The 13181-nt window shown below is 70.5% G+C and carries 8 protein-coding genes and 1 pseudogene; 4 read left to right on the forward strand and 5 right to left on the reverse strand.

All coding sequences use genetic code 11. The features are described from left to right. Positions 1 to 146 precede the first annotated feature (146 nt). Together ACFYQ6_RS22465 and ACFYQ6_RS22470 are read right to left on the reverse strand one after the other, a co-directional pair. Complete coding sequence (locus tag ACFYQ6_RS22465) at positions 147 to 4160, reverse strand: hypothetical protein (RefSeq protein ID WP_388764510.1); 4014 nt, start codon at positions 4158 to 4160, stop codon at positions 147 to 149. Positions 4161 to 4216: 56 nt separating this feature from the next. Continuing rightward, positions 4217 to 7099 carry a hypothetical protein gene (locus tag ACFYQ6_RS22470; RefSeq protein WP_388764512.1) on the reverse strand — a complete coding sequence of 961 codons (2883 nt, stop codon included), beginning with the start codon at positions 7097 to 7099 and terminating at the stop codon, positions 4217 to 4219. Positions 7100 to 7159: 60 nt separating this feature from the next. Here ACFYQ6_RS22470 and ACFYQ6_RS22475 point away from each other — a divergent pair, with 60 nt between their 5' ends. Then, positions 7160 to 7498: a hypothetical protein gene (locus ACFYQ6_RS22475; protein WP_388764514.1), complete on the forward strand. Its 339-nt coding sequence runs from the start codon at positions 7160 to 7162 to the stop codon at positions 7496 to 7498. A gap of 32 nt (positions 7499 to 7530) precedes the next feature. Here ACFYQ6_RS22475 and ACFYQ6_RS22480 read toward each other — a convergent pair whose 3' ends face one another. The 3 genes from ACFYQ6_RS22480 to ACFYQ6_RS22490 form a co-directional block, all read right to left on the reverse strand. Then, positions 7531 to 8037: an LGFP repeat-containing protein gene (locus ACFYQ6_RS22480; protein WP_388764516.1), complete on the reverse strand. Its 507-nt coding sequence runs from the start codon at positions 8035 to 8037 to the stop codon at positions 7531 to 7533. A gap of 164 nt (positions 8038 to 8201) precedes the next feature. Further along, positions 8202 to 9425: a hypothetical protein gene (locus ACFYQ6_RS22485; RefSeq protein WP_388764518.1), complete on the reverse strand. Its 1224-nt coding sequence runs from the start codon at positions 9423 to 9425 to the stop codon at positions 8202 to 8204. A gap of 65 nt (positions 9426 to 9490) precedes the next feature. Next, a complete protein-coding gene (locus tag ACFYQ6_RS22490) occupies positions 9491 to 10273 on the reverse strand; it encodes a peptidoglycan-binding protein (protein WP_361582574.1) in 783 nt (260 codons plus the stop codon). Between the two features lie 556 nt (positions 10274 to 10829). Between ACFYQ6_RS22490 and ACFYQ6_RS22495 the strand changes: the two genes are divergently transcribed. The 3 genes and pseudogenes from ACFYQ6_RS22495 to ACFYQ6_RS22505 all read left to right on the forward strand — a co-directional run. Then, a complete protein-coding gene (locus tag ACFYQ6_RS22495; protein ID WP_361582571.1) occupies positions 10830 to 11534 on the forward strand; it encodes a peptidoglycan DD-metalloendopeptidase family protein in 705 nt (234 codons plus the stop codon). A 76-nt stretch (positions 11535 to 11610) separates the two neighbouring features. After that, positions 11611 to 12363, forward strand: a complete 753-nt coding sequence (locus tag ACFYQ6_RS22500) for a BTAD domain-containing putative transcriptional regulator (protein ID WP_388764520.1) — start codon at positions 11611 to 11613, stop codon at positions 12361 to 12363. Positions 12364 to 12510: 147 nt separating this feature from the next. Next, positions 12511 to 13107 (forward strand): annotated as a pseudogene (locus tag ACFYQ6_RS22505) (N-acetylmuramoyl-L-alanine amidase); the annotation flags it as partial. Between the last annotated feature and the right edge of the window lie 74 nt (positions 13108 to 13181).

The following is a 13181-nucleotide window of genomic DNA, read 5'->3' on the forward strand; positions in this document are numbered from 1 at the left end:
GGCAGTCCCGTCGGCGCCGCCGGTTTGTGGGCCCCCCGCCGTGTCCGCCCGCGTACAGCCCGCTTCCAGGGCCCGCGCGGGCTCGCCGTACGGGTCCTCCTTGCGGGGGAGGCGCGGGGGAGCCGGGGCTGTGGAACCTGCCGTCCTCAGCCGTCCAGGTCGATGTCGCCGAGGTCCACGAAGTCGCAGTAGACCACCCGCTCCTGCGTCTCGGCCGAGCCGTCCGTGCTGATCGACTCCGTCTCCTCGACCGTGAGCCGCAGGCCCTGTCCCCGGCCGCCCTCGGCGTGGCCTCTGCGGCCCCACGGCCGCCCGCCGGTACCCCACCGCCGGTGGCGCCCGTGCCATCCGTGGCAGCGCTGCGGCAGAGTCACCTCGCCGGTGAACACCGCCCTGTCGGAGGTCTCGGCGTCCACGGACACGAGCTCCACGGCACTGTCCTCGACCGTCACCCAGCCGAGGTCCTCGTCCTCGATGGCGGGGTGCCTGCGTTCCAGACGAGCCCTGACCCTGGGGGGCGGTGCACCTTGCGGACGGTAGGACGGCCCGGTCAGCGTGATGCTCACGGGCGAGTCACCGCTGACGGTGAGTTCACGGTCGGGCAGCGTCCGTACGAGATCGGAGAGCACCACACCGGAGATCTCCGCCCCGGTGATCGATGCGGGCTGCAGGCGCACGAGGGCCAGACGCACGAAGGGGAAGTAGCTGTCCCCGGTGTCGAGTTCGAGGTCGCAGAACCAGCGCCGGCGGGCCTTGTCGAACTGCGGGGTGAAGCCGAGCGCGGTGACCGTGGAGGCCCCGGCCACGCCGTCGGCCGTGCCGCGGGACGGGCGGCGGACCGTGTCCACGTACGCGACCTTGCCGGTGAACATCGCGGCCGTCGCGGGCCCTACGGAAGCCGACAGGTGGATCGGGTCCCGTCCGATCTGCGTGACGACCGGCTCCTCGCCGGGGGCGCCCGGGCCGGATCCGTCGTCGATGAGGACGCCCAGGAGCTCTCCGTCGCCGGAGGAGAACCAGGGGCGGTCCAGGAAGACCCGGATGCCTCCGCCGCGCCTTTGCCGCACCACGGTGCCGGGAGGGCTGTCCGGCTCCTCGAAGGCCAGGGTGGGCATGCAGTACAGGACCCCGGGGGCTGCCGGAGGAGCGCTGCTCGGGACCGAGTGGGGCACCGCTTCGCCCTTCGGCGGATCCTGTACCGAGGGCTGCTGCCCGGAGAAGTACTCGGCGAACCTGGTGGTGGCCACCGGCCGGTAGAGCACCTGGCGGTGCTTGGTGTCGCCGAACTCCTGCCGGCTGTAGGGCGGAGCCGCCGGAGGCTGGGCATTCTTCGCCAGCGTCTCGGCCAGCTCCGTACTGAACGTGAGCACCCCGTCGGTCACCGTGCAGGAGGGAGGAACCCTGAGAGGCCGGCCGTCCGCGTCCACGGTATCGGCGAGGGAGAGCGGAAGGGAGAGCACGTGCGCGCTGCCCGGCCGCTCGGTCCGGCCCTCCGGCCCCTCGTCCGTGACATCGGTCCACTCGGCGAACACGTCGACGCGTTCGGTGCTCCCGGTGTGCACCGTGACGGCACCCAGCAGGTGCTCGGTCGTGGCCGACGGGAGGCGGACCGGTGCTGTACCGAGCTGCAGCAGCGGATCCTTCAACGGGTGCGCCACCGCGTGGACGAGGGTGAACTCCTGCCCGGGGGTGAAGAGCCAGTGGCGGCTCTCGTGCGCCGATGTCATCAGCTCACCGACCTGGGCGTCGTCGGTCGCCGTCGACTCGCGGCACCAGTCGGCCACGCCCAGCACGCTGTCCTCCACGGTGATCCGCGAGGAGACCCGGACGGTGTGGACGGCGGCCTTGGGCAGTTGCACGGTGAGGACACGCGCCTGCTGGTCGAACTGCGGCGGGCCGTCGCCCTCCGTGACGCGGATCCGGAAGGACACCGGACTGTGCCAGGCGGCGCCGTTCCACTCCACCGGGAAGGGCTGACCCGGTGGCAGACCGGGGAGGCCGAAGAACACGGCGCCCGTGGACAGCGGATCGGGGAGGTAGGGCATCGGCACCTGCTCGCCCGTGTGCAGGACCAGCGGCGGTGACTTTCCGCCGTCGGCGGCGTCGACCCCCTCCTGCACCTGCGCTCCCGGCAGCGTGGCATCGTCGAGCGATCCGCTCTCGTGCAGCGCGAGTCGGTACACGGCGGTCCGCACGGCCGGGTCGGCCGAACCGATGGCGGTGTCCAGCAGCCCGTGGCGTTCGACGCATTCCAGCGAGGCCTTCGGAGCCACGACATGGCGCTCGTCGTGGGGTGTGTACGGCGCGTGGGCGCCGCCGGTGACCGAAGGCGACGCGTTGAAGGCGGCGGCGTACTGCTCGGTCGTCACTTCGCGGTCGCTGCGGACGACCAGCCGCTGGGCGCGGGCGCCGTCGACGAGCGGGAGACGCGGCACCAGCACGGGGGAGGGGACCGTCTCGAAGCGGCGGAACGGCTGCGGGCCGTCGGCGGGGAGTGCCAGATCGGTCCTCCCGGGTTCCGCCTGCATCAGTGCGTCGGCCTGCGCGGGGGTGAGCCCATTGCCCGCGAGGTCGACGGTGCGTACACGGACCCGGTAAGACCGGCCGAACCGGAGTTTCGGCAGCGTCCCCGGCCGCGCGACGGACGTGATCTCCAGCGGGATTCCGGGGGCGGCCGGATTGCCGATGCGCTGGGGCTGGGTGGTTTCGTCCCCGGGGTCCGGGGCCCGTTCCGCTGCGCTCACCACCTTGCCCGGCCGCGGTGCGGCCAGTGACCAGCCGTCCCAGGTGATGACGTTGTCGTGCAGGTAGAGCCGCTGTGCGGTCTCCGGCCTGGTGGCCAGGCCGACCTGGAAGAACCCTTCGTCGGAGGCGGCGAACAGCGGGGCCTGCGGCAGTCCTGGCGGGCAGTACGCCACGTCGCGCTGGTGCAGGGAGAACCACTGGGCGCGGCTCTCGTCCCAGACGTCCAGCCGGTGCCCGCGGACGAGGTCCTCGGCGAACAGCTTCACCTGACCGGTGGCGCCGGCGTCCGCCACGAGCTCGTCGGCCTTCTGCTTCTGCTCGGCGGCGGCCTGGAAGTCCTCGGTGATATGAGCCATGCGGTCCTTGCGTGCCAGGGTGAGACCGCCTGTGCGGACGACCGGAAGTCCCACGGACTCCGGTTCGGTGGCGTCCAGTTGCAGAAGGGCGCCGTCGGCATCGGCCTGCTCGATCGAGAACTCCTCAGCGGGCAGCGGCACCAGGCCCTGGGCCGGGGGAGCGAGCGGATCGGCCGGCTGCGCGTCACGGGCGCCGGCGACGAAGGCATGCTTGGCCCGGTCGAGGACGTAACTCGTGTGCGGGGTCACGTCATGGCTGAGTGGCGGGCCCGCGTCGGGGCCACGCAGCAGCGGCTCCCAGGTGGGCTCGACGACGAGGAAGAGACCGCCCGCCGAGTCGGGGACACCGTCGGCGGGGAGCGCGAAGTCCAGGACCAGCCCCAGACGGCGCAACAACGCCGGGTGGTCGCCCAGCGAGCTGAGCATGGTGTGGAAGTCGGGCACAGGGGGTTCCAGCGGAGGATCGGTGTTCTCCTCGGAACGTGCGAGCGTGGACTGGGCCGGGGGCGGGTGGTGGAAGCCCTGCAGTTGCTCGAAGGTGTTCATACCTTCGGCGGACGACGGGGCCAGACCCCGCATCCCGCCCTCCGCGCTCATCGTGTCCAGCTCGCTGCGTCGCGGTGGACCTTCGGGGAAGCGGGTGGCCGCCATGGCGTAGATGTGCCGGGCGCTCGCCGTCATGGCCCGGGAGGGGCAGGTGGTGACCTCACGGTCCTGGTGCCGGTCGAACGTGAAGGAGTCCAGAACCGTCTCCGCGCGGAAGAGACGCTGCCACAGGACCGTGTCGGGAGGCGCGCCGGTCGGTTCGAGCGGCCCGATCGGGAAGTCCTGCGGCTTGGTGACACCGTCGGTGGTGGCGAATGCGAACGTGGCCGATGCGATTTGATCGGGCCACCGCAGGAAGTCGGGGAAAGGGCCGAGCATGGCTCGGGTACCGGGCGCCTGGGGCTCGCCGGTGGACAGCTGCGGCGACACGAAGACCGAGACGAGCAGTTTCGTCCCGTCGGCCGAGAAACCACCCGGGAGGACGGTCCAGTGGATCCGCTGTTCGAGGGCCATGGCTGGAGGACTCCTTTGTGGCCGGGCCCGCTGCGGGGCGTCGGTGGAGGGCGGGCTCAGGCCGCGTAGGCCAGGCAGTACGTGTCCCAGTCGTCCGGCTCCACGCACTGGGCGAAGGTGGGGTCACCCGGCGCGCCGGCGAAGCTGCGCTCCAGGGTGAGCGAGACCGTCTTGCTGAAGAAGGCGATCCGTACGCTGACGGAGAGGGTGCCCCGGCCGCGTATCACCGATTCGCCCCCGGACTTCTGGTAGCTGAGCTCCAGGTAGAACTCGACGGTCACGCTGACGATGCCGAGCACCGACAGATAGCCGTTGCAGCGCAGATAGCCGCTCAGAGTGATGTCCTGGGCGCCCTGGTCGTTCTTCTCGAGCTTGAAGTAGACGCCGGCCATGATCGAGACACCGCCGCTGGCGACACCCAGATTGAGCGAAGCCGTCCCTCCGAACTCCAGGGCTCCTTCCACGAGCTCGATGCCCTCGGAGGAGACCTCCATGGCGAAGAACCCGCCACCGCCGAACAGGGAGACGCTCACGAGGAACGGGTCCTCCCGGCTGCAGATCCCGAACCTGAAGCGGATGGACGACGCCTCGAAGGGGATCGTCAGCCCGGCGGTGAGGGAGAGGTTCTGCAGACTGAACACACCGACGGCGATGCTGGGTACCGCCAGCGAGTAGCCCGCCCTGATGCCGGACGGGTCGATGTCGATGTACGCGCCCTTGCCGAAACCGTCGGCGGGCAGGAGGCTCCGCAGATTGTTGATGAACGACAGTGCACCCTCGAACACCAGCTCCAGGCCGGAAGCGTCGATGTCGGGTTTGCCACCGGGCGCGGAGGTGAAGGAGAGGCGGGCGATCCTCACCTCGGCCAGGCCTGCGAACCTCAGTTTGAGGTTGGTCAGTTCACCGCTGACGCTGGACTTGTCCAGGCCGTCGGTGGACACGGTCGTACGCGAGTCCAGGACGAGCGAGGCGTCATCGAGACCGACGATGCCGGAGCTCTTGATGGACGGCTTCCACACGTAGCGCAGTTCCTTGCCCGCGCCCTCGGCGAGTTCGGTGACGCGCAGGACGGGGACGGGCAGGAGGGTCCTGGGATCCCCGCTCCTGATGATCTCCTCGATCCTGCTGTCGGAGAGCTGCGCGAGATCGGTGACGGCCGACTGCGGGATCGTGCCCAGGATGTCCGACAGCTCGACGATGCCCAGGAGCTTCCCGATCTTGAATGCCTTCGTGACCTCGTCGATGGGGAGGGGGACATCGGGTGCGACCGGGACCTTCGAGAAGGTCTCGGCCAGCACCCCGGCACGGCCGGTGATCTCGGAGACCGCCGAGTTGGGACTGGCGAGCCCGCCGGCCTGTTCCGCCTTGAGCAGCAGCTGCACCGGCGTGTTCATGGTCAGGTAGGCCCCGGAGGGGTTGTCGGTGAACCCGCGCTCCAGATAGCCGGCGTTCATCCGCACCTGCACGCGGCCGCCGCCGGGCGCGAAGGCCTCGACCGCGGGTTCGCGGACCTCGGCTCCGGCCACGAACAGCACCGCGTCCAGCGGGTGATCGCCGCCTTGCGCTCTGGGCTGCACGTCGAAGCGCAGCGTGTCCACGGGGTGGCAGGTGCTGCCGGGCGCGCCCGGCAGGGGTTCCGCGATCGCCATCTCCTGTCCGTCCAGCCGGGCGATCGCGCGCGCGTCACCGGGACCGAGCGCCGCCGGAGCGGGCGTGGCGTGCGGGAAGGAGGCCGTGACCGAACCGTTGGCTCCGCTTGCCGACGGGACGAGGAGGAGGGGCATACGGAAGCTGACCTTCCGGCCTTCCTGATCGGTTCCGGTGACCGGCAGCAGATAGTCGGCCCCGGTGTCCTCGAGCACGGCGAAGAAGGGCCCTGACGGCGGGTCGGCGTTCTTGAGCTTCGGAGTGGCGCGCTCGTCGATGTGCAGCGAGGTCAGGGGCATCTCCCGCCCCTGGTGCACGTAACCGGTGGTCGCCCCGTAGCTGATGTCCGGCTGCGGGAACTCCGCGTGCCGCTCCGAGTGAAGGCCGGCCACGATGGTGCCGTCCCCAGCGGCTGTGAAGACCCGTCGGGTTTCGATGATGAACAGGGCCTGATGGCCGGTGTGGCAGAAATAGCGATCAGCCGTCCGGACGAACTGGTCCCTGCCGAGACCGGTGATGTGGTCGTACGAGGCCAGAGGGGCCGGCCGGCCCGCCTCGACGAACTGGTTCAGCGCATCTTTGTCGAGGGACCAGCTGCCGTGCAGATGCGCGGAGGCGCCCAGTGACGTGAGCCTGAACTGCTCGGCGTGCAGCGGATCGCTGAGGATCTCGATGGGAAACCCGTTCTTGTCGAAGACCTCGTGCCTGCTGGTCTGGATGACGATGCCCTCGAGATGATCCTGGAGCAGGGGCAGCCCGGGCGGCAGGACGCCCGTCGTCGCCACGGCACGCAGGAGGGGCGCCTCACCCGCTTCGGGGCCGAGCAGGCTCGTGTGCCAGAGCTCGGAGCGGCCGTCGGCGGCGAAAGGATCGGCCAGGTGCTCCCAGCGGGAGATGGCGTCGTCGTGGGTGAGCAGGAGCCGTAGGGGGAACTCGATCGTGGTCCTGTGGACACCGCCGTAGACGGCAGAGGTGCCGGGATCGGGGGCCCCGACGACCGGAACCGACTGGGGGACCAGCCGGGTCCAGTCGAGGAGAGCCGCGAGCGAGAGGCCGACACCGTCCATGTCGTCGGGCAGGGAGAAAGCAAGCGTGGACGGCCGCGCGGAGAAGCTCGCGACGCGTGAAGGCGGCGTGGGCGGAAGGGGGAGTGCTGCCTCGGCGACGTGCTGAGGCGGCAGGGTGACCAGGATCTGGGCGGGGCCCGGAGCCTGACGCACGAGCCGGTCCCCGTCCTGACGGAGATTCACCAGACCGATCTCCAGGACCAGCATGTCCTGCGGCCTGAGCACGCGGAACGGACCAGTGACGGGCGTGCCGTCCCCTGGAGCGGGGTGGTTCGGGTCGCCGTCGTGCCCGGGGCCGTGAGGGCCTTCGCCGGGGCCGTGCGGGCCGCCATCGTGCTCGGGCCGGTGAGGTCCGCGCCGGCCGTCTCCACCACGGTCCCCGCCGTCGCCCCGCCGGAATCCACCCCCGTCGTCGCGGTGTCCGGGACGCCCGCCCTCCCCACCGCGATCCCCGCGGCCGTCACGCCCTCGATCCCCGCGGCCCTCCCCGCCGCGGCCGAAGCCTCTCCCCCCTCCACCGCCCCCAGGGCCCCCACCGTGCCGTGCCGGCAGCACCTCCCTCCACAACCGCAGGAGGAGGAGCTGGGTGCCGATGTGGAACATGACTGTCTCCTGGCACGGTAGGGACCAGAGGGCCGGCCGACGCACGAGGCGTCTCAGTCGAAGGGGACGGACTCGTGGGCCACGGCCCCGCTGCCGTCCGCGTTGCGCACGATGCGGGCGCCCTGGAAACGGTTGTTGCGCCGCTCCTGGGGGCCCATCTCGTCGGAGACCGGGTAGTGGAGGAAGCTGTTCTCCCAGCCCAGGCCCGCCCACGTCTGACGGATCGGGCCGTGAACCTCGTGGGCGCCGGTCTGCGGGGTCCAGTAGATCGACCCGCCCTCGAACTGGTTGAAACGGCCCACACCGTCGGGGCAGCCCGACTCGTCCGTGAGGGGGTAGCCGAGGAAGTGGCTCGAACCTCCTAGCTGGGCGTAGTGCAGACGGATGTCCCCGTGGATCTCGTGGGCGCCGGTCTGTGGCGACCAGTAGATCGACCCGTGCTCGTAGTCCCGGGACCGGCCGCGCCCGTCGGGGTTCGCTCCCTCCGCGCTGCCGACGCCGGTGTCGACCGGCTGTCCGAGCCACTGGGTCTGTACCCACTTCTCGTCGATGGCTGACATCGGACCTCCAGTTCCGGGTCACGGCCGCGCCTTGCGCCGTGGTGCTCCCCGCCCGCCGTGGACGGGAAGCCGGATCAGGGGGCTACCGGCGGGGTGCCGGCGTACCCCTGGTGGGAAGAACGGCGAAATGGTGTGTCTGCGTCGTGGCATCCCTGACCTCGCCCTCACCCCGCGTCGGGGGACGAACTGCTCCTGGTACCCGGCCCACGGACGGAATCGAGCAGAGCCTGTCCCTGATGGTCGACGTACTTGGTGAACAACTGCTGCGAGTAACCGAAGACGATGGCCCAGGCGATGATCTGGGCAGTGGAATCGAGGGCGCTGAGGCCCGGCACGAATCCGCCGCGCATCAGCAACAGGCCGAGCACGGCTGTCAGGGCGCCCAGCGGCAGCTTCAGCAGCGCCAGGACCACGGGGACGTTGTAGGGCAGGGAGGTGCCCCTGATGCGGCGCAGCGCCGCAGCCGACGCGACGGCGGCGGACAGGACGCCGATGATCTCGATGACGAGATAGTCCCCGGCCTGTGCGACCTGGGCGGTCATCTGGCTGGTGACGGGCGAGTCCGGCGGGAACGGGATGACGAATCGGCTGCGTGTCGGGCACACGACGTTGAAACCGCCGTTGACCTCGGGGGTGAAGCAGAGCGGGACCAACGCCTCCCAGATGACGGTGATCACGGCGACGGCCACCGCGGCGATCGTCAGGCCGATGGTGACCGTCCCCACGATGCGTACGAAGCTCCGTACGCGCAGCCGCTCGTTCCACAGAAGCTTGCGGGCGAGGCTGACCGTCTCGGCCAGGAAGGCCCGTTCGCTGGGGCGGAGCTTTCGGTCGGCGTTGTGCTGCATCCCGCGCGCGATGTCGATGACCCGTACCCGCCGTGGGTCGCCGGCCGGGAGGTGTTCCTCGACCAGGGCCACGATCTGCGGGAGCATGGCCTTGACGTCCTCGGCGGACGCCATCCAGACCATGAGGTTCAGCGCCGCGTCCATGTGTGCCTGTGCGACGCCCAGGTGAGCCGCGCGCCTCTTGCCGGGCTGCGTGACGAGAAGGGAGCGCTCGGCCTCCGCGAGCTCTCTGCGAGCGTTGGACGCGTAGTTCCGTACCACTCTGCGCCGGTCGGAATCGACGGACGCCCGTGTGCTCAAGGCGTCGATGATGGCTTCGAGCTCCGTGATCCGGGCCCTCAGCCCCTCCTTCTGCTCCCACGGGCCCATGTCGTCGCGCGGGCTGAGGAATTGCACCCAGGCCGGTGGCTCCTCCGCTCCGGCGTAGGCGGCCGTCGGTACCGCTCCCGGAGGGCCCGAGTCCGGAGTGGCGTCGTCCTCGGCCGACGCCGGAGCACGGGCCGCTCGTCTCCTGGCCGCGCCGACGGTCCAGGTGGCCATGAGAACTCCTCCTCAGCGGTCTGCCGGTCGTCGCGGGCCCGTGGCCCGGAGCGGCGGTGCGGGGGTCATACCCCGTCCACCTGATGGCCGCCGGCGATGAGCAGGGCCGCCAGCGTCGCCAGCGACACATCGGTGCACTGTCCGGTCCGGGGCAGTCCGTGGTCTGCCTGGAACGCGAGCACTGCGGCCTGGGTGTTCGGTCCGTCGATGCCGTCGACCACCCCGGGGGAGTAGCCGAGCAGGACCAGCCCCTGCTGGATGCCCCGGACGGTGCCGAGGTGTACGGCCACGGAGCCACCTCCACCGCCGCCGTCCCCGACGACCGGGGGCGAGCCGTCCTGGAGGAACTGGACGCCGGTGGCGGCGTCGGACGTCGCCGTCTCCAGGAAGAAGTCGTACATGTTGTCCACGCCGCGGTAGCGGTCGTCCGGAGCGGGCGCGCCGCCGAGGATCTCGACGATCGCCATGTGGAGGTGGGGTGTGGTGCCGGGGAACCGGAGTACGGACCCCAGCTCGTCGCCGCGGCCGACGGGAGAACCGACACCGAGTCCGTCCGGCACATCCTTCATGTGCGTGTAGAAGCCGCCCATCATGTCGTTGGGCGCGCGCATGAAGACCTGGGCGCCGTAGATCTTGGGGGTGTCCTCCGTCGGGACATGAGGGTGGAAGACGGTGACGTGGCCGTCGAAGGCGGCTCGGACCATGGACCCGTCCTGCGCCCCCAGGTCCATCCCGTATTCGATGTACCACTTCGCGGGCGGCGCATGCGTTCCGATATGGGGGCCGCCGAGTCCTGAGGTGAAGCCCGCGGAGACGGGGCTGGACACTTCGATGTCGAACGCTGCCATGACGTGCCTCCGAGCGCGCTCTTCCACTTCGCGATGCGGTGGTTTCGTCCTCGGCCCGTTCCCGGTTCTCGCCGGACCGGCCGACACTTTTCAGCGTATGACGCCGAGAGTGCCGTCGCGACCGGATGGGAATGAACGGGCGGGAACCCGTCGTGAAGGAGCTTCTGTCCTTGCTCTGCCGTCAATTGAAGCCCTGTCCCGGAGAAGTTGGGGATTCATCGATCGCCGAGGGTGAGTATTGTTGTCGGTTCTACAGCTCACGTGCGGAGTGAACGACCGCAGGGCGTACGGTGCGTGGAATGCGGTCGACGGTTATAGTGGCCGGTCGCCGTGGGCAGGTTTATAGTCGGAATGGAACCGGCTTCGTCCGGCGCGGCACCCCGTAAGTGCCTGCGTGAGCGGGGACGGTGGACAATATGAGGCAGTGTCAGAGAATTCGTTGAGACGTTTCCGGCGCTGCCACCTCTCTCTCCTGTCCGGCCCGCCGTGACGACGGCCGACATGCTCGGGAGCTGCGGCGACGGGTCGGCACCCCTGCGGCTGTCAGGAGCCCATCATGGCCACCATGACCAAGATCGATCTGTCGGAAATCCGATTCGGAAAGACCAGCGAACAGGTCCGCACCGTCCAGCGCGCTCTGATCAAGCGGGGCTTCGACATTCCGGACGGTGCCACCGGCCACTTCGGCGAGCAGACCAAGAAGGCCTACCGCACGTACCAGCTCAAGCAGGGACTCAAGGGCGACGACGCCGATGGTGTGCCCGGTTGCCGCTCGCTCACCGACCTCGGCAAGCAGGAGCACTTCCAGGTGGACTGCGGCAAAGCCGCGGCAAAGCCCAAGGGGGCCTCCTCGCACGGTGGGCGGGTGGCCACACCCGTGCCGGGGCACAAGGTGTCGTTCGAATTCTTCCGGCCGGGTCCGTACGCCTGGAAGCCCGACGGAATCGGCAGGCACACGGGCCAGGACTTCGCGGCGGCCCCCGGTTCACCGGTCGTGGCCGTGCGCAACGGAACCGTCGAGTGGTCGAACGGCGACGGCGGCGCGTACGGCCAGTGGATCGGTCTGCACGCGGACAACGGCCATGTGTACACCTACTGCCACCTCTCGGCACGGCAGGTGAAGCGAGGCCAGACGGTGAAGGCCGGGCAGCGCATCGGCAAGGTCGGCAGCACCGGTAACTCCACGGGCCCGCACCTGCACTTCGAGATGTCCAAGGGCTCCCGGTGGGCCTACGGCCAGGTCGCGAAGCCCGGCTGGTGACGCCGGAGGGACGGACATGGGTCCCGAGCCGCCCCTCATGGGCTCCGAGCGACGTGCCGGCCCTGAGCGGCCTCGCGTGCGGATCGGAGTCCTCGGCGGTTTCGGGCTGTGGGTGGGCGAGGACCCGGTGACCGTACCCGCCGGGTCGGAGAGGGTGCTCGCGTTCGTCGCCCTGCGCTGCCGGGCCGCGGTGCCCAGACCCCTCGTCGCCGGCACCCTGTGGCCCGAGGCTTCCGAGCGGTGCGCGCACGCGGATCTGCGCGCGGCACTGGCCCGCCTCAGCCACAGAGGCCGGCAGGCGCTGGACGTCACCTCCGCCGAGGTGCGTCTCGCGCCGGGCACGACCGTCGATCTGCATCACGTGCGCCGGACGGCGCAACGCCTCGTCGACCCCACCGCCGATCCCACCGGGGCGGACGGGGTTCCCGGCGCGCCGCTGGAGATCGTCCGCGTTCTCTCGGCCGAGCTGCTGCCCGGCTGGTACGAGGACTGGGCCCTGTCGGAGGCCGAGGAGTGGCGGCAGTTGCGCCTGCACGCCCTGGAGACCCTGGCAGGGCGGCTGCGTACGGCAGGACGGCATGCCGAGGCCATCGCCGCCGCGCAGGCCGCGGTGCACGCCGAGCCCCTGCGCGAGAGCGGCCAGACCTCCCTGGTGCTGGCCCATCTGTCCGACGGGAACCTCTCCGAGGCCCTGAACGCGTTCACCCGCTACGCCCGCCGCCTGCGCGACGAGTTGGGCCTGGATCCGCCGGAACACCTGTACCGGCTGGTGTCGGAGTGCGCCCGGCCCGCGAGGGCCGTCGCCGCCCCGGACGAGGGCGCGGCGTGAAGGAGCGACGCGGGACCGCCCCCCTGGCAGCACACGGGAAGCGCGTCACGCGGCCGTCACGCGGCGGTCACGCTCATCGGCGAAGAGTGGCAGGGGCAGAGGCCGGCCTCGCACCCGGGGCGGGCCCGGCAATTCCCGAGGAGAGTCATGGCCACCCCACTCTCAGCCGACCGCTTCCTCGCCGCGCTGCGCTCCGAAGGGCTCACCGTGGTCGAGCACCGGTCGTGGCGTACGCACAACCGCAACCACAAGGGCCCCTGGGGCCCCGTGCACGGCGTGATGATCCACCACACGGTGACCTCAGGCACGACCGGCAGCGTGGACCTGTGCTGCAAGGGCCACTCCGCTCTGCCCGGCCCCCTGTGCCACGGAGTCATCGCGAAGGACGGCACGGTCTTCCTGGTCGGCTACGGCCGAACCAACCATGCGGGCAAGGGCGACCAGGACGTCCTGCGCGCGGTGATCGCAGAGACCGCTCTGCCGCCGGACAGAACCGCGGACACGGACGGCAACGCCCGCTTCTACGGCTTCGAGTGCGTGAACCTGGGCGACGGACGAGACCCGTGGCCGAAGGAGCAGGTGCAGGCCATCGAGAAGGTGGCCGCCGCCCTCTGCCGAGCGCACGGCTGGAGCGAGCGGAGCGTGATCGGCCACCGTGAATGGCAGCCCGGCAAGGTGGACCCCAAGGGCCTGGAGATGACGGACCTGCGACGAGGGACGCGCGGGCGTCTGTCCGGTGTCCCGGCGCACTCCTGACAGGTCCTGGCGGAGCCGGTCCGACCGGTTCCGGCACACGGTTTCCGGCACACGGCTTCGGG

Origin of the sequence: Streptomyces sp. NPDC005494 (assembly GCF_042872025.1) — a bacterium.
GTDB lineage: Bacteria > Actinomycetota > Actinomycetes > Streptomycetales > Streptomycetaceae > Streptomyces.

Bases quoted from the DNA above. Each gene is read 5' to 3' on its own strand.
- ACFYQ6_RS22465 (WP_388764510.1), bottom strand. From the start codon at position 4,160: ATGGCCCTCGAACAGCGGATCCACTGGACCGTCCTCCCGGGTGGTTTC.
- ACFYQ6_RS22480 (WP_388764516.1), bottom strand. From the start codon at position 8,037: ATGTCAGCCATCGACGAGAAGTGGGTACAGACCCAGTGGCTCGGACAG.
- ACFYQ6_RS22485 (WP_388764518.1), bottom strand. From the start codon at position 9,425: ATGGCCACCTGGACCGTCGGCGCGGCCAGGAGACGAGCGGCCCGTGCT.
- ACFYQ6_RS22490 (WP_361582574.1), bottom strand. From the start codon at position 10,273: ATGGCAGCGTTCGACATCGAAGTGTCCAGCCCCGTCTCCGCGGGCTTC.
- ACFYQ6_RS22495 (WP_361582571.1), top strand. From the start codon at position 10,830: ATGGCCACCATGACCAAGATCGATCTGTCGGAAATCCGATTCGGAAAG.